This window comes from Pseudomonas sp. P5_152, from assembly GCF_033989915.1.
Lineage (GTDB): Bacteria > Pseudomonadota > Gammaproteobacteria > Pseudomonadales > Pseudomonadaceae > Aquipseudomonas.
Genome location: NZ_JASFAH010000002.1, coordinates 5,044,873 through 5,059,651, shown reverse-complemented (window position 1 = coordinate 5,059,651; position 14,779 = coordinate 5,044,873). Strand labels below are relative to the sequence as shown.

At 63.0% G+C, this 14,779-nt stretch carries 13 protein-coding genes; 9 read left to right on the top strand and 4 right to left on the bottom strand.

Going from position 1 to position 14,779, the window contains the following annotated elements:
- Window positions 1-10: 10 nt before the first annotated feature.
- From QMK50_RS23030 to QMK50_RS23020, 3 genes are all read left to right on the top strand, one after another.
- Entirely contained in the window at window positions 11-1,618 is a 1,608-nt protein-coding gene (locus tag QMK50_RS23030; protein WP_320334048.1) for a carboxyl transferase domain-containing protein, read from the top strand.
- 105 nt (window positions 1,619-1,723) lie between these two features.
- On the top strand, window positions 1,724-2,539 hold the full coding sequence (locus QMK50_RS23025) for a gamma-carboxygeranoyl-CoA hydratase (protein ID WP_095167844.1): 816 nt from the start codon (window positions 1,724-1,726) through the stop codon (window positions 2,537-2,539).
- Complete coding sequence (locus tag QMK50_RS23020) at window positions 2,539-4,488, top strand: acetyl/propionyl/methylcrotonyl-CoA carboxylase subunit alpha (protein ID WP_320334047.1); 1,950 nt, start codon at window positions 2,539-2,541, stop codon at window positions 4,486-4,488. The genes QMK50_RS23025 and QMK50_RS23020 overlap by 1 nt, the downstream gene beginning before the upstream one ends.
- Before the next feature lie 42 nt (window positions 4,489-4,530).
- Here the strand turns inward: QMK50_RS23020 and QMK50_RS23015 are convergent, their stop codons facing one another.
- Window positions 4,531-5,187 carry a LexA family transcriptional regulator gene (locus QMK50_RS23015; RefSeq protein ID WP_095167840.1) on the bottom strand — a complete coding sequence of 219 codons (657 nt, stop codon included), beginning with the start codon at window positions 5,185-5,187 and terminating at the stop codon, window positions 4,531-4,533.
- A gap of 130 nt (window positions 5,188-5,317) precedes the next feature.
- Between QMK50_RS23015 and QMK50_RS23010 the strand changes: the two genes are divergently transcribed.
- On the top strand, window positions 5,318-5,659 hold the full coding sequence (locus QMK50_RS23010; protein WP_320334046.1) for a DUF6124 family protein: 342 nt from the start codon (window positions 5,318-5,320) through the stop codon (window positions 5,657-5,659).
- Window positions 5,660-6,182: 523 nt separating this feature from the next.
- Window positions 6,183-7,334 (top strand): M14-type cytosolic carboxypeptidase, encoded by a 1,152-nt coding sequence (locus QMK50_RS23005; protein ID WP_320334045.1) that lies wholly within the window; start codon window positions 6,183-6,185, stop codon window positions 7,332-7,334.
- A gap of 66 nt (window positions 7,335-7,400) precedes the next feature.
- Here QMK50_RS23005 and QMK50_RS23000 read toward each other — a convergent pair whose 3' ends face one another.
- Both QMK50_RS23000 and QMK50_RS22995 read right to left on the bottom strand, forming a co-directional pair.
- A complete protein-coding gene (locus QMK50_RS23000) occupies window positions 7,401-7,943 on the bottom strand; it encodes a cytochrome b (RefSeq protein WP_320334044.1) in 543 nt (180 codons plus the stop codon).
- A complete protein-coding gene (locus tag QMK50_RS22995; RefSeq protein ID WP_159994618.1) occupies window positions 7,940-9,025 on the bottom strand; it encodes a catalase family peroxidase in 1,086 nt (361 codons plus the stop codon). Before QMK50_RS22995 ends, QMK50_RS23000 begins: the two co-directional genes overlap by 4 nt.
- Before the next feature lie 158 nt (window positions 9,026-9,183).
- Here QMK50_RS22995 and QMK50_RS22990 point away from each other — a divergent pair, with 158 nt between their 5' ends.
- The 3 genes from QMK50_RS22990 (at window position 9,184) to QMK50_RS22980 (ending at window position 11,836) form a co-directional block, all read left to right on the top strand.
- Entirely contained in the window at window positions 9,184-9,690 is a 507-nt protein-coding gene (locus QMK50_RS22990; protein ID WP_320334043.1) for a sigma-70 family RNA polymerase sigma factor, read from the top strand.
- Window positions 9,687-10,439, top strand: a complete 753-nt coding sequence (locus QMK50_RS22985; protein ID WP_320334042.1) for an anti-sigma factor — start codon at window positions 9,687-9,689, stop codon at window positions 10,437-10,439. The genes QMK50_RS22990 and QMK50_RS22985 overlap by 4 nt, the downstream gene beginning before the upstream one ends.
- Before the next feature lie 83 nt (window positions 10,440-10,522).
- Window positions 10,523-11,836 carry a leucine-rich repeat-containing protein kinase family protein gene (locus tag QMK50_RS22980; RefSeq protein WP_320334041.1) on the top strand — a complete coding sequence of 438 codons (1,314 nt, stop codon included), beginning with the start codon at window positions 10,523-10,525 and terminating at the stop codon, window positions 11,834-11,836.
- A 118-nt stretch (window positions 11,837-11,954) separates the two neighbouring features.
- On the opposite strand, the gene QMK50_RS22975 is transcribed toward QMK50_RS22980, so the two are convergent.
- On the bottom strand, window positions 11,955-12,659 hold the full coding sequence (locus QMK50_RS22975) for a YebC/PmpR family DNA-binding transcriptional regulator (protein WP_095167828.1): 705 nt from the start codon (window positions 12,657-12,659) through the stop codon (window positions 11,955-11,957).
- 231 nt (window positions 12,660-12,890) lie between these two features.
- Here QMK50_RS22975 and QMK50_RS22970 point away from each other — a divergent pair, with 231 nt between their 5' ends.
- Window positions 12,891-14,750: a type VI secretion system Vgr family protein gene (locus tag QMK50_RS22970; protein ID WP_320334040.1), complete on the top strand. Its 1,860-nt coding sequence runs from the start codon at window positions 12,891-12,893 to the stop codon at window positions 14,748-14,750.
- The last annotated feature ends 29 nt before the right edge of the window (window positions 14,751-14,779 follow it).

Genomic DNA, 14,779 nt, shown 5'->3' with positions numbered 1-14,779 from the left:
GGAGCTGTCCATGGCCATCCTGCACACCCAGCTCAACCCCCGTTCGGCGGAGTTCGCCACTAACAGCGCGGCGATGCTTGCCCAGGTCGACGCGCTGCACACCCTGCTCGCCCAGGTCCAGCAAGGCGGCGGCGCCAAGGCCCAGGAGCGGCATACCTCACGGGGTAAACTGTTGCCCCGCGAGCGGATCAACCGCTTGCTCGATCCCGGCTCGCCCTTCCTGGAAATCAGCCAGTTGGCGGCGTACCAGGTGTATGGCGAAGACGTGCCGGCAGCGGGTGTGATTGCCGGCATCGGCCGGGTCGAAGGCGTCGAATGCATGATCGTTGCCAACGATGCCACGGTCAAAGGCGGCTCCTACTACCCACTGACGGTGAAAAAACACCTGCGGGCCCAGACCATTGCCCAGCAGAATCGCCTGCCGTGCATCTACCTGGTGGACTCCGGCGGAGCCAACCTGCCACGCCAGGATGAGGTGTTCCCGGACCGTGAGCACTTCGGCCGGATCTTCTTCAACCAGGCCAACATGAGCGCCATGGGCATTCCCCAGATCGCCGTGGTCATGGGTTCCTGCACCGCCGGTGGGGCTTATGTGCCGGCCATGGCCGACGAAGCCATTATGGTGCGTGAGCAGGCGACGATTTTCCTCGCCGGGCCACCGCTGGTGAAAGCCGCGACCGGTGAAGTGGTGAGTGCCGAAGACCTCGGCGGGGCCGATGTGCACTGCAAGATTTCCGGGGTTGCCGACCACTACGCCGACAGCGACGAACACGCCCTGGCCCTGGCCCGGCGCAGCGTCGCCAACCTCAACTGGCGCAAGCTGGGCGAGCTGCAGCAGCGCACGCCGATTGCCCCGCTGTTTGCCAGCGACGAGCTGTACGGCGTGGTTCCGGCTGACGCCAAGCAACCGTTTGATGTGCGTGAAGTGATCGCGCGCCTGGTCGACGGCTCGGTATTCGATGAGTTCAAGGCGCTGTTCGGCACCACCCTGGTGTGCGGTTTTGCCCATCTGCACGGATACCCGATCGCAATCCTCGCCAACAACGGCATCCTCTTCGCCGAAGCCGCGCAGAAAGGCGCGCACTTCATCGAACTGGCCTGCCAGCGCGGGATTCCCCTGCTGTTCCTGCAAAACATCACCGGCTTCATGGTTGGCCAGAAGTACGAAGCCGGCGGCATCGCCAAGCACGGCGCCAAACTGGTGACCGCGGTGGCCTGTGCCAAGGTGCCGAAGTTCACGGTGATCATTGGCGGCAGTTTCGGCGCCGGCAACTACGGCATGTGCGGGCGCGCCTACGATCCACGGTTCCTGTGGATGTGGCCCAACGCGCGCATCGGCGTGATGGGGGCCGAGCAGGCCGCAGGCGTGCTGGTGCAGGTCAAGCGCGAGCAGGCCGAACGCAGCGGCCAGGACTTCAGCGCAGCCCAGGAAGCCGAGATCAAGCAGCCGATCCTCGATCAGTACGAAGAACAGGGCCACCCCTACTACTCCAGTGCACGTTTGTGGGACGACGGGGTCATTGACCCGGCGCAAACCCGTGACGTGCTGGCGCTGGCGTTGTCCGCTTCGCTGAACGCAGCGGTCGAACCGACCCGCTTTGGCGTGTTCCGGATGTGATCCCGCAGGCGCCAGGCTACCCGCGAAAAGAGCGCTTGAGATAAGCGCAATGACGTTCGCCGGCAAGCCCGACGCCTGCATCGAAGAGTTGTGCAGAGGTTACACATGAGCGACTTCAATACCCTGGAACTGCTGACCGATCCCCGTGGTTTCGCCACGCTCTGGCTCAGCCGCGAAGCCAAGAACAACGCGTTCAACGCCGAGATGATTCGTGAACTGATCCTGGCGCTGGACAAGGTCCAGGCCGATCCAAGCCTGCGTTTCCTGCTGGTGCGCGGCCGCGGCAAGCACTTCAGTGCCGGCGCCGACCTGGCCTGGATGCAGCAATCGGCCGAGCTCGATTACCACACCAACCTGGACGATGCCCGTGAGCTCGCCGAGTTGATGTACAACCTGGCCAAGCTGAAGCTGCCGACCCTGGCCGTGGTCCAAGGCGCGGCCTTTGGCGGCGCGGTGGGCCTGGTCAGTTGCTGCGACCTGGCGATCGGCACCGACGACGCGCAGTTCTGCCTGTCGGAAGTGCGCATCGGCCTGGCGCCAGCGGTGATCAGCCCCTTCGTCGTGCAAGCCATCGGTGAGCGTGCAGCCCGTCGTTATGCGCTGACAGCCGAGCGCTTCAGTGGCCAGCGGGCCCGGGAACTGGGCCTGCTCAGCGAAAGCTATCCGGCCAGCGAGCTGGAGTCACAGGTCGAAAGCTGGATCAGCAACCTGCTGCTCAACAGCCCGCAAGCCATGCGCTCGAGCAAAGAATTGCTGCGTGAAGTCGGCAGCGGCGCACTGAACCCAGCCCTGCGCCGTTACTGCGAAAACGCCATTGCCCGGATCCGCGTCAGCCCCGAAGGCCAGGAAGGCTTGCGCGCCTTCCTGCACAAACGTCCGCCGAGCTGGCAGACAGCATCCACCACCAAGGAGCCGCGTTGATGAGCGCACCTGTACTCACCACCCTGCTGGTGGCCAACCGCGGCGAAATCGCTTGCCGGGTCATGCGCACCGCCAAGGCCCTGGGCCTGACCACCGTGGCCGTGCACAGCGCCACTGACCGTGACGCACGCCACAGCCGCGAAGCGGATATCCGCGTGGACCTGGGCGGCAGCAAAGCGGCCGACAGCTACCTGCAGATCGACAAATTGCTGGCCGCGGCCAAGGCCAGTGGCGCCCAGGCGATTCACCCCGGCTACGGCTTCCTTTCGGAGAACGCCGGCTTTGCCCGCGCCATCGAAAACGCCGGGCTGATTTTCCTCGGCCCACCGGCCTCGGCCATCGACGCCATGGGCAGCAAGTCTGCCGCCAAGGCCTTGATGGAAACCGCCGGCGTGCCGCTGGTCCCGGGGTATCACGGGCAAGCCCAGGACCTGGAAACCTTCCGCGTTGCCGCCGAACGTATCGGCTACCCGGTGCTGCTCAAGGCCACGGCCGGTGGCGGCGGCAAGGGCATGAAAGTGGTCGAGGACACCAGCCAACTGGCCGAAGCCCTGGCCTCGGCCCAGCGTGAAGCGCTGTCATCGTTCGGCGACTCGCGGATGCTGGTGGAAAAGTACCTGCTCAAGCCGCGCCATGTGGAAATCCAGGTGTTCGCCGACCAACACGGCAACTGCCTGTACCTCAACGAACGGGACTGCTCGATTCAGCGTCGCCACCAGAAGGTGGTGGAAGAAGCCCCGGCCCCCGGCCTCAGCGCCGAGCTGCGTAAAGCCATGGGCGAAGCGGCGGTACGGGCTGCCCAGGCCATCGGTTATGTCGGTGCCGGCACCGTGGAGTTCCTGCTGGACTCGCGTGGCGAGTTTTTCTTCATGGAAATGAACACCCGCCTGCAGGTTGAACACCCGGTTACCGAAGCCATCACCGGCCTGGACCTGGTGGCCTGGCAAATTCGCGTCGCCCAGGGCGAGCCACTGCCGATGACCCAGGCGCAGGTGCCGCTGATCGGCCATGCGATCGAAGTGCGTCTGTACGCCGAAGACCCGAGCAACGACTTCCTGCCGGCTACCGGGCACCTGGCGCTGTACCGCGAATCAGCCCCGGGCCCGGGACGTCGAGTGGACAGTGGCGTCGAGGAAGGCGACGTGGTTTCGCCGTACTATGACCCGATGCTCGGCAAGCTGATTGCCTGGGGCGAGGACCGCGAACAGGCACGCCTGCGCTTGCTGAGCATGCTCGATGAGTTCGCCATTGGCGGCTTGAAGACCAACATCAGCTTCTTGCGCAGAATCGTCGCACACCCGGCATTCGCCGCAGCCGAACTGGACACCGGATTTATCCCACGCTACCAGGAACAATTGCTGCCGGCGCCCCAGGCACTCAATGATGAGTTCTGGCACGCTGCCGCCCAGGCCTTCGCCCAAAGCCGGCGCCCCAACGTGCGCGGCGACGACCCGAGCTCACCCTGGGCCAACGGCAATGGCTTTCGTGCCGGCTTGCCGGCTGAAACCACCCTGCACCTGTGCTGTGAAGGCCAGGACCGGGCCATTACCCTGGCGCCGACCAACGCCCACACCGCCGAGCTCAAGGATGAGCAGTTGCGTGTCGAGCATCAGGGGCTGCGCCGCCAGTTGCGGGCGATTCGCCAGGACCAGCATCTGTACCTGCAGTGGGCAGGCGAGTTGCGTTGCATCAGCGAGTACGATCCGATTGCCGCGGTTGAAGCCAGCCACAGCCATCAAGGCGGCCTGACCGCCCCGATGAATGGCAGCATTGTCCGGGTGTTGGTCGAGCCTGGGCAGACAGTAGAAGCCGGTGCGCCGCTGGTGGTGCTCGAAGCGATGAAGATGGAGCACAGCATTCGGGCGCCCCAGGATGGCGTGATCAAGGCCTTGTATTGCCAGGAAGGCGAGATGGTCACCGAAGGCAGCGCGCTGGTCGAGCTGGAGTAACCGCGAGTCACTGCCAGGTCCTGTGAGCCAGGATCTGGCGGGTTAAAACCGCGCGGTGGCCTGTACCACCACGCCGATGATCCGACACTGCTCGGTAAACAGGGCTTTGGGGTAGGTCGGATTCAAGGGCACCAGATAACGTTGCCCGCCCTCCTCGATCAACTTGCGAAAGGTCGCTTCGGCGCTGTCGGCCCATTGCGCGATCACCAGTTTGCCCGGTACCGCTTCCACCGCCGGGTCGACCAGGATCAGCATGTCCTGGGCAATGCTGATGCCTGTGGGTGCGGTCATCGCATCCCCCACCACCACCAACCAGAAAGCTGCGCCCTGGGCATGGTAATCCGTCATCTCGGAGCGCCCGTTGCCGTAGGCCGGCACCTGGGCCTCGCGCACCTGCGACAGGACCCGCCAATCGCTCACCGGGTAACGAAAGTATGGGTTGTACTTTTGCGCCAGCGATCCCGGTTCTGCACCCTCGTCCTGCGCCTGCTCGACCTCCCTGAGCACCATGGCCACCTCGAGAAAACCCAATCCGAGTTCCTGCAACACCCGGTTCATGTCATCGAGGCTGGGCTGCCGGCGCTTGTTCAGCCAATGCCCGACGCCACCCTGTGACATGGCGAGACGCTCTGCGAGTTTTTCCTGAGTGATCCGCAGTTCACTCATCTTGGCCTTGACCAATTCAATCCATTTATCCATGGGCGGAACAATACTTCGCGCTGGCTGACCCTCAACACACAAATTGTAGTATTTAATTTTTGGTCATGAATACAGTTAGTACTATTCTCTACCAACACCAACGGCTCCACCCTCGGAATAGGTACTCACCATGGATATCACCGATAACACGCTGCCCGCGCCGGAAACCACCAGCGACTTCAGTTCACTCAATAACTGCGCCGCCGCCCAACGCGCGCTGGATTATTACTTGAAACCCGCTGTTTCAGATCCCCAAGTCATCGAACGCTTCTTCGAGGTCAGCCCTCACGTCAGCCGCGAGGAAGCCTTGGCGCATGCCTCGGACCTGTTGCGCTGTGCGGCCGCCTCCGCCCATGAGTCAGCGGACAACCTGCAGGGCCCACGCCGCGACCTGGCGTTTTCGGTGGTGCACATGATCGACATGGCAAAAGCCATGGTGGACAGGTCACTGGACGCAGAACAGGTCTATTGAGATAACGCGGTTGAAACCGAGGTAAACGTCGGAACCTGAGGCAGGTCGCGGCGTCTGGCAAAACGACAGGAAAGATATTTCCTATGAGGCGGGTAAAAATAGTTGACTTGCAAATGATAATGATTATTATTGCGTGCAGCTGGTCGCGAGATCAGTCGATAGACCAAGGGACCTTAGGTCGGACTCTTGGAATATCTCCTCATCAGGCTAATCACGGTTTTTGACCCGGCTTTTTGCCGGGTCTTTTTTTTGCCAGTTATTCTGGCTTTGGCTTCAGGCTAATGAAGACTGGTACTGCTAAATTCGATGGCGCGCATGATATCAAAAGACCACCTTTTTGCAACACGACTCACAAAAACCCGAATTAAACACTGACAAATAGCACTTGAGAATCAATCGCATAGCCACTAAGCTGCTGCAGCGTCAAGGACGACGCCCCCCCTCCTTTCCCGGTAAATTGCCCTCGGCTTTACCCCTCGCCCGTGTAAAGTAGCGCCATAAAAATCATATCCAGGATGAGATTATGACCGTGGCTCAACGCTCCTTTGATATCACTGCCAACTTCGACAGCGGCAACATCGAAGTGCTGGACCTCAGCAATCCGCTACAGGCCTTGCTGGCCATCAAGCCCGACACCCGCAGCCCGCATTTCCAGTGGTTCCACTTCAAGGCCAGCGGCCTGCATGTGGGCGAAGAACACTGGTTTCGCCTGAGCAACGCCAGTAAGTCCTCCTACAACAAGGCCTGGGACGGTTACCAGGCGGTGGCCTCCTACGACCACGTCAACTGGTTCCGGGTGCCGACCATTTTCGAAGGCGACTGCTTGCGCTTCAGCCTGGAAGCCCGCGAGACTCACGCCTGGCTCGCCTACTTCGAGCCCTACAGCCGCGGCCGCCATGACTGGCTGATCGAGCAGGCGCTGGGCAAGGCCGGTACCGAGTTACTGGCCACCGGCAAGAGCGTCGAGGGCCGTGACATTCAACTGTTGCGCAAAGGCAGTGGCGCCGAAGGCCAGCGCAAGGTCTGGATCATCGCTCAGCAACACCCCGGCGAACACATGGCCGAATGGTTCATGGAGGGAGTGATCGAACGCCTGCAACAGCACAATGACCCAGAGCTCAACAGCCTGCTGACCAGTGCCGACCTGTACCTGGTGCCGAACATGAACCCGGACGGGGCGTTCCACGGCCACCTGCGCACCAACGCCATGGGCCAGGACCTCAACCGTGCCTGGCAGAGCGCAAGCCAGGAAAGCAGTCCGGAAGTGTTGTTCGTGCAGCAGCACATGGAGCAATACGGCGTTGACCTGTTCCTGGATATCCATGGCGATGAAGAGATCCCCTACGTGTTCACGGCCGGCTGCGAAGGCAACCCTGGCTACACGCCACGCCTGGCTGCGCTTGAGGAGCACTTTCGCAGCCATCTGAAACACCAGACCCGCGACTTCCAGACCACCCACGGCTACACCCGCGACCTACCGGGGAAAGCCAACATGACCCTGGCCTGCAACAGCGTCGGACAGAAATTTGACTGCCTGTCACTGACCCTGGAGATGCCGTTCAAGGACCACAACGACGCCCCGAACCCCCACACCGGCTGGTCCGGCAAGCGCTCGATGCAATTGGGCAAGGATGTGTTGTCGACCGTCGCCGCACTGGTGAAAACCCTGCGCTGATCGCTCAACGGGCCGCATGCCACAGCGCATGCGACCCTCAGGCCTCGCCGGCAGCGCCCTGCCCGATCAGTGATCCTTGCCGGACAGCATGCTCTGCAATACGCCGTCACGCCGGATCCAGCCATGGAACAGCGCTGCGGCCAGGTGCAGCAATACCGTGAGGAACAGCAGGTAGGCCAGGTACCCATGGGCCCTGCGCAGGAAGGCGAACAGCGCGGCATTGGCCGGCACGATTGCTGGCAATTGCAGGCCAATGCCCAGCGTGACCGGATCACCCGCTGCCGAAATCATCGCCCAGCCGAGCACTGGCAAGGTCAGCATCAGGGCATACAGCAGCCCATGGGACGCCTTGGCCGCGAGCACCTGCCAGTCGGGCAGGTCCGCCGGCAAGGGCGGTTGACGCGTCGAGAAGCGCACGAACAGGCGCACGATCACCAGCAACAGGATCGCCACGCCCAACGGCTTGTGCAGGTGGATCAGCCATTCATGGCGCTCGGACACCGAGGCGACCATGCCGGCGCCAATGAACAGCATGGCGATCACCAGCAATGCCATCAGCCAGTGCAGCAGCCGCGCCAGGGGCGCGAAGTGGTTCGGTTGCGCGCTCATTGGGCGGCCTCCTGTTTAGCGTCAGGCAACTGACCGACTTCGCTGGTCCGGCGCAGATAGGAGCTGGCGTAGGCGGCCGAGCGCGCGGCCAGCAACGGATCTTTCGAGGGCTCGATGCCACTGGGCAGGATCAGCGGGTCGTAGTTGATATCCCGGCACTCGCCACTGTTTTGCGCCTGGCTGCTTTGCAGCACCAGCGTCCCGGCGTTCAGTACCTTGCGTTCAGCCGGCCAGGCTTGACTGGCATCGTCAGTGGGGTCCGTCGGATCGGCCAGGGTGATCAGCAACTGCCAGCGCAACGGCCCGGCCTGCAGGCGCTCGCGCAAGTCCTGTTCGAGAACATCAGCGCCTTGTGCGGCGCTGGTGGTTGCGCCGTCCCGGGCCTGCGGGACGACCCCCCAACGCACGGCCTGGCGTTGACCCGCCGGATTCACCAGATAAAACGCATTGATGCCGTTATAGGTCTCGGTGGCATAGCTGGCCGAGGGTTTGGCGCTCTTGATCCAGCGCAGGAATGGCGCGGTTTCCGGGTGCGCGGCAAAAAATGCCGGGGCGGCCGCTGGGTCCGGTTTGCCCGTTGCAGGATCCGGGCTCTGCGCCTGCTGTAACTGATAAAACGCCTGGGGTGTACCCACCGGGAACACCGGCATGCTGTTCATGCCCGTGCGCCATTGTTGCCCATCGGCCTGAGTGAAGCGCAGCGCCAGGCTACGGATCGGCACGCTGGTATCCGGTGCGTAAGGATTGCCGCTGGGCAAGGCAAACCGCCCGACCACCGGGGTTCGTGCAGCGTTGAACACCTGCGCGGTGGAATAGGCACGCACCTCGTTGCTGCTCTCGAAATAGCCGATCACGCACACCCCCTTGGCGTGGTTGCGGCGAAACCCTGGGTGAACGCCATTGTTGGTTTCAAGCACGTTGACCAGTGCCTTGGGAGTCAAGCGCTGTGGGTCGAGAGAACCGTTGACGTAGGCAAAGGCCACGGCCATGGCGCCAACCACCAGGCCAATCGCTGCCAGGCGCAGAGCCAGGCTGACGGGACTTAAAGGAAGCCTGTCGGGGGGCGGGGAACGATCTACCATGTAACACTCCAGGGCCGGGAACGGCGTGTGGCAAGGATCAGGCAGACGTTGCCCTTCGACGTTTATTCCATGGCCCGGTGTTTATTTCTGCGCCACGGGAATAACCTCCACTGCCAAGCGTCTCTCTGGTCCCAAGCGTAGTGACTGGCCCGCCCACCATGAACCCTCTCGACGAACAGTTACGTGAACTGATCCCCAGGCTGCGTCGCTTTGCGGTCTCGCTAACCCGCAATTCCAGCAGCGCCGACGATCTGGTGCAGTCGTGCCTGGAGCGTGCGCTGTCGAGTTGGGGCAGCAAACACCCGGAGGGCGATCTGCGGGCCTGGCTGTTTGCGATTCTGTACCGGCAGTTTCTCGACGCCCATCGCCGCTCCCGGCGTTATGCGCGGATGCTTGAGTTTTTCACCGGCCGCGACGAGCCGCAGCCTTCGCTGGAGCGCACAGTGATTGCGCAGACCACCCTGGAAGCCTTCGACCGGTTGCCCACCGAGCAGCGGGCGCTGTTGCTCTGGGTTTCGGTGGAGGGCTTGAGTTATAAAGAGGTCGCCGAGATCCTCGGGGTCCCGACCGGCACCGTGATGTCTCGTCTGTCCCGGGCGCGCCAGGCTTTGCGTCTGCTCAGCGACGGTGAAATCAGTAGCCCTTCCCTGCGGAGACTCAAATGATCAGCATGCCGCCCAGCGTCAATGACCTGCACGCCTACGTCGACCATCAGCTCAACGATGCCGACCGGCGCCTGGTGGAGACGTACCTGGCGGCCAATCCGCAGATGGCCGGGCAGGTACGCGCCTGGCAGCAGGACGCCCAGCAACTGCGGGCAGCCCTGGGCGGCGCCTTGCAACAACCGGACAACCCCGACCTCGACCCGGGGCTGATTCGCCAACGCCGCAAGCGCCAGGCCCGGCGCTACCTGACCAGCGCCGCCCTACTGCTGATCGCAGTCAGTGTCGGCGGCCTGGGTGGCTGGCAAGCACGGCAAATGACGCTCAGCGGTGGCACCCTGCCGATGACTGACGCGATGCAGGCGTACCGGATGTTCGCCCAGCAAGGCCTGCTGCCGGCCGACTATCGGGTCAGCGATGACGGCGACATGCAGGGCTGGCTCGATCATTATTTTGCCCGCGCCAACCGCCTGCCGGACCTCGCCAACGCGGGTTTCCAGCCGGTCAGTGCACGATTGCTGAGCACCGACCAGGGCCCGGCGGCCATGGTGATGTATGAAGACCAAGGCGGGCGCAAGATCAGCTTCTACATCCGCCCGCCCGGCCCGCGGAACTACCTGCTCCCCAAAGGCAGTCGCAGCGACGGAGAATTGCAGGCGCAATACTGGTCAGGGGCCGGCTACAACTATGCGATGGTCAGCGAAGCCCGCGACCCGGCTACCCAGGTCATCCAGCAAACGCTGAAGTTCTAGCCGCCAGACCCGGACGTTTACCGTTATCATTCCAACGTTTGCAGGCTCGACGCCGCCCTCTCTTCCATTGACTGGATGTGTTCATGCATACCCTTGCACAACTGCGATCCGGCGAGTTGGCCGGGATCAAACGACTGGACCTGTCGTGCGGCCTGGAGGAGTTTCCCGAGGAAATTTACAGCCTGGCGGACTCGCTGGAGGTGCTCAACCTCAGCGGCAACGCCTTGCGCCAATTGCCGGACGACCTGCACCGACTGCGCCACTTGCGGGTGCTGTTCTGCTCGAACAATCTCTTGCGCGAACTGCCGGCCAGCCTGGGTCAATGCCAGCAACTGAGCATGATCGGCTGCAAGAGCAATCGCCTGCAGCGGGTCCCGGCCACGGCGCTGCCGCCACAGTTGCGCTGGTTGATCCTGACCGACAATGAACTGGAGCAATTGCCCAGCGAACTGGGGCAACGCCCCCTGCTGCAAAAACTCATGCTCGCCGGCAACCGGCTGCGCAGCCTGCCCGCCAGCCTGGGCCAGTGCCATCGGCTGGAATTGATCCGCATTGCCGAAAACCAACTCAGCGAACTGCCCCAGTGGTTGCTGACCTTGCCGTCCCTGGCCTGGCTGGCGTATGCCGGCAACCCGCTGGAAACCGAGGCCGATGCCAGCGCGCTGGCCGCCACCGCACACATCCCCTGGGCGCAATTGCAGCTGCAGCAGCGCCTGGGCGAAGGCGCTTCGGGGGTGATTCATCAGGCACGGTGGCAGCCGCCATCACTGCCGGAGCGCGAGGTCGCGGTGAAACTCTACAAAGGCTCGATGACCAGCGACGGTTCGCCCCTGCATGAGATGAACGCCTGCCTCAGCGCCGGCACTCATCCGCAGCTGATCAGCGTGCTGGGGCGCATCGTCGACCATCCACAGCAACAGGCCGGCCTGGTGATGGGGCTGATCGACCGCAGTTATCGCAACCTGGCCGCCTTGCCCAGCCTGGATTCCTGCAGCCGCGACGTGTATGAGCCCGACACGCGCTTTAGCGCCGAAGTGGCATTGAACATCGCCCGCGGCATCGCCTCGGCCGCTGCGCACCTGCATCGACAGGGCATCACCCACGGCGACCTGTATGGCCACAACACTTTGTATAACGATCAGGGCGACTGCCTGCTGGGGGACTTCGGCGCAGCGTCCTTCCATGCCCGCGCCGAGACCCTGGAAACCCGCGCACTGCAACGCATCGAAGTGCGCGCCTTCGGGATTCTGCTGGGGGAGTTACTGGCGCGGATCGACTCCGGCCTGAGTGCCGCACGACGCGAGGTACTGGAGAGGTTGCAGCGCCAGTGCTGTCAGCCCCAAGTGCTGGCACGGCCCGGGTTCAACGAAGTCGTGGAGCAATTGGAAAGTCTGTGACCGCTGCGCGGTCAATAGCGAGCAGGCTCGCTCCCACAGTTGACCGAGTTGCCTGGTCGGACGCGATCTAATGTGGGAGCGAGCCTGCTCGCGATGACGGTGTCACTGGCGAATCAGATCAACCCGCCAACCCGACAAACATGTCCTGCACGTCATCGTGGTTGTCCAGGCCTTCAAGGAACGCTTCGACTTCTTCCATCTGCGCGTCAGTCAAGCCGCTGACCGGGTTCTTCGGCTTGTAGCCCAGTTTTGCCGACAACACGGTGAAACCCTGCTCCGGCAAGGCTTTCTGCACCGAATCGAGGTCGGTGGCTTCGGTGATGAACAGGGTCGCGCCGTCTTCGGCGGGTTCGAAATCCTGGGCACCGGCTTCGATTGCAGCCATCTCCGGATCGGCGTCCGGGGTGTCCGGCGATGCCTCGATCATGCCCACGTGGTCGAAGTCCCAAGCCACGGAACCGGAAGCCCCCAACTGCCCCTTGCGGAACGCCACGCGGATTTCCGCCACGGTGCGGTTGATATTGTCGGTCACGCACTCAACGATCAGCGGTACCTGGTGCGGGGCAAACCCTTCGTAGGTCACACGGTGGTACTGCACGGTCTCACCCAGTTGACCCGAACCCTTCTTGATCGCCCGTTCCAGGGTTTCACGAGGCATCGAGGCCTTCTTGGCCTGTTCCACCACCAGGCGCAAATGCGCGTTGGTTGCGGTATCGGCACCGTTACGCGCAGCAATGGTGATTTCCTTCACCAGCTTGCCGAAGATTTTCCCCTTGGCGTTGGCTGCCGCTTCTTTGTGTTTAACCTTCCACTGTGCGCCCATAACTCACTCTCTTGATCTGTGGCGCCGAGACATCTATTGGCCGACGCTTTGCGCAAGTTTATACGGCAAAAAGTTGGCAATCGACCAAAAACTGCAGTGGATGAGCGACATCACCACAAGCGCTTGTAGGGGTTTTCTGAAATGCGCTTAGGGGCTGACTATTAACCCTCAGTGTTTCGTACCCTCGATGTCCCGAACTTCAAGGCACAAGGGTGTGTGATGCACAACGACATGGAAAGCCCCCCGGGCCTGAGCCCAACCCTGACCCTCCCCGAGCTCGCCTTGAGTTTTGCGGTGCGTCAGTTCAAAGGGCACGAAGCCCTCAACCAGCTGTACCAACTGGAGATCGAATTGCTCGGCCCCGCACCGGCGATTCGGCTGGAGCAGTGGCTGCACCAGCCGGCCTACCTCAGCCTGGGTGCGGATTGCGGTCGCCACGGGATCGTCCAGTGCGCCGCTCTGATCGAGGCAAGCGCACAGCAGATCACTTATCGTCTGACCCTGGTACCTCGCCTGGTAGCCCTGGAGCAAACGCCACGACGGCGTGTGCGGCGTGAGTTGAGCGTGCCACAACTGCTGCACCAGTTGCTCGAAGAGCACAACCTGCCCGCCGACAGTTACCGCTTCGAGCTGCACCATGGCGAGTACCCACCGCGGGCGCTGTGCATCCAGTACGACGAAACCGACCTGCACCTGCTGCATCGGCTGTGTGAAGAGGAAGGCATCCACTTTCACTTTGAACACCAGCACGAGCGACATGTACTGGTGTTCGCCGAGGACAGCGCCAGCTTCACCCAGCACCCGCTAGAGACCGCCTTTGCGCCCAGTGCCGACCAGCCGGTGATCAGCCAGTTGTTTCAATGTCACAGCCCGCTCGACTCCGCGCCGCGCCACAGCGTTCAGCCACGGGGCGAACCACAGGAGTCGCGCCCCGCGCCGGCAGACGCCGCCAATCAAATCGCCCAGGCCACAGCCCGGGCAACCCTGACCCAGCAGCACCAGCTCCAGTTGAGCCGGCGCGAGCTCGAACGGCTGCGGTGCCCGCACCGGCAAGTCCAGGGGCATAGTACCCAGCCGGATCTGTGCAGTGGCGGCATCCTGCAAGTCAGTGGCCATCCTGTCGCGGTGTTCAATGACCAGTGGTTGCTCTGCGAGGTCGAGCACCAAGGCTGCGCGAGCCACTACCGCAATCAATTCACCGCCATTCCCTGGTCCAGCGAATTCCGCCCGGCGCTCAAGCACCCCAAGCCGCGCATCCACGGCCAGCAAATCGGTCGGGTGGCAGAGCCAGCAGTGCTCGACGCACTGGGTCGGGTGGAGGTCCGGTTGTGGCCTGAGCAGACAGCGGGTGACGCGCCCTCGGGGATTTGGTTGCCCAGGGTCCAGGTGGCCGCTGCCGCCACGCAGGTGCCCGCAGGCGGCAGCGAAGTCCAGGTCAGCTTCCTTGATGGCGATCCCGATCGACCGGTGTTGTATGCCACCGACCGCGGCGCGGTGCGCAATGGCCCAACCCGGCACGATGAAGAACAACCTATCAGCCTCTGCGCCAATGGCAACGTGCTGCACCTGACTGCAGACAGCATCACCTTGGCCGGCCCACTGTTCAGCCCCACACCCACCCCTAGCGTGGACCCCCTCGAACAACCCGGGCTACCTCAGCCCCAGCACAGCGGCTGGAGCGGTGAGATCTCGCTGTTCGAACGCCCGCCCGCGACCACCGACCGCCTGGCCCACGCCAACTGGTACATCGTGCGTATGCCACGCCCCGGCCTCAAGGAGTTGAGCGGCCTGGATCGCAGCGACGTGGTCATGCAGGGCACCAGCCTGGCGTCGGGCAACCTGGCGCTTTCACCGGCGCAGAAAAAACAGCTAGCCTGCGAGTTCGTCCGCACCCCGGACCAACTGTGCCTGCTCTATCCCGGGCAATGCGTGGCGCTGGCCGAGTACTTCCAGCAACACTGGAACAGCGAGCAACGCCTGAGCTTCATTGAGAGTGCCAGGCCCACCAGCCCGTCTGCACGCACGGGGCACAACCAACTGTTGTTCGACTGGTTGCTGCCCCACGCCGGCAAGGCGCCCCGGTCAGGCTAAGAGCGGCGGCAGGGAGCAATCAGCTGTGC

Bases quoted from the DNA above. Each gene is read 5' to 3' on its own strand.
- QMK50_RS23030 (WP_320334048.1), top strand. From the start codon at position 11: ATGGCCATCCTGCACACCCAGCTCAACCCCCGTTCGGCGGAGTTCGCC.
- QMK50_RS23025 (WP_095167844.1), top strand. From the start codon at position 1,724: ATGAGCGACTTCAATACCCTGGAACTGCTGACCGATCCCCGTGGTTTC.
- QMK50_RS23020 (WP_320334047.1), top strand. From the start codon at position 2,539: ATGAGCGCACCTGTACTCACCACCCTGCTGGTGGCCAACCGCGGCGAA.
- QMK50_RS23015 (WP_095167840.1), bottom strand. From the start codon at position 5,187: ATGGATAAATGGATTGAATTGGTCAAGGCCAAGATGAGTGAACTGCGG.
- QMK50_RS23010 (WP_320334046.1), top strand. From the start codon at position 5,318: ATGGATATCACCGATAACACGCTGCCCGCGCCGGAAACCACCAGCGAC.
- QMK50_RS23005 (WP_320334045.1), top strand. From the start codon at position 6,183: ATGACCGTGGCTCAACGCTCCTTTGATATCACTGCCAACTTCGACAGC.
- QMK50_RS23000 (WP_320334044.1), bottom strand. From the start codon at position 7,943: ATGAGCGCGCAACCGAACCACTTCGCGCCCCTGGCGCGGCTGCTGCAC.
- QMK50_RS22995 (WP_159994618.1), bottom strand. From the start codon at position 9,025: ATGGTAGATCGTTCCCCGCCCCCCGACAGGCTTCCTTTAAGTCCCGTC.
- QMK50_RS22990 (WP_320334043.1), top strand. From the start codon at position 9,184: ATGAACCCTCTCGACGAACAGTTACGTGAACTGATCCCCAGGCTGCGT.
- QMK50_RS22985 (WP_320334042.1), top strand. From the start codon at position 9,687: ATGATCAGCATGCCGCCCAGCGTCAATGACCTGCACGCCTACGTCGAC.
- QMK50_RS22980 (WP_320334041.1), top strand. From the start codon at position 10,523: ATGCATACCCTTGCACAACTGCGATCCGGCGAGTTGGCCGGGATCAAA.
- QMK50_RS22975 (WP_095167828.1), bottom strand. From the start codon at position 12,659: ATGGGCGCACAGTGGAAGGTTAAACACAAAGAAGCGGCAGCCAACGCC.
- QMK50_RS22970 (WP_320334040.1), top strand. From the start codon at position 12,891: ATGGAAAGCCCCCCGGGCCTGAGCCCAACCCTGACCCTCCCCGAGCTC.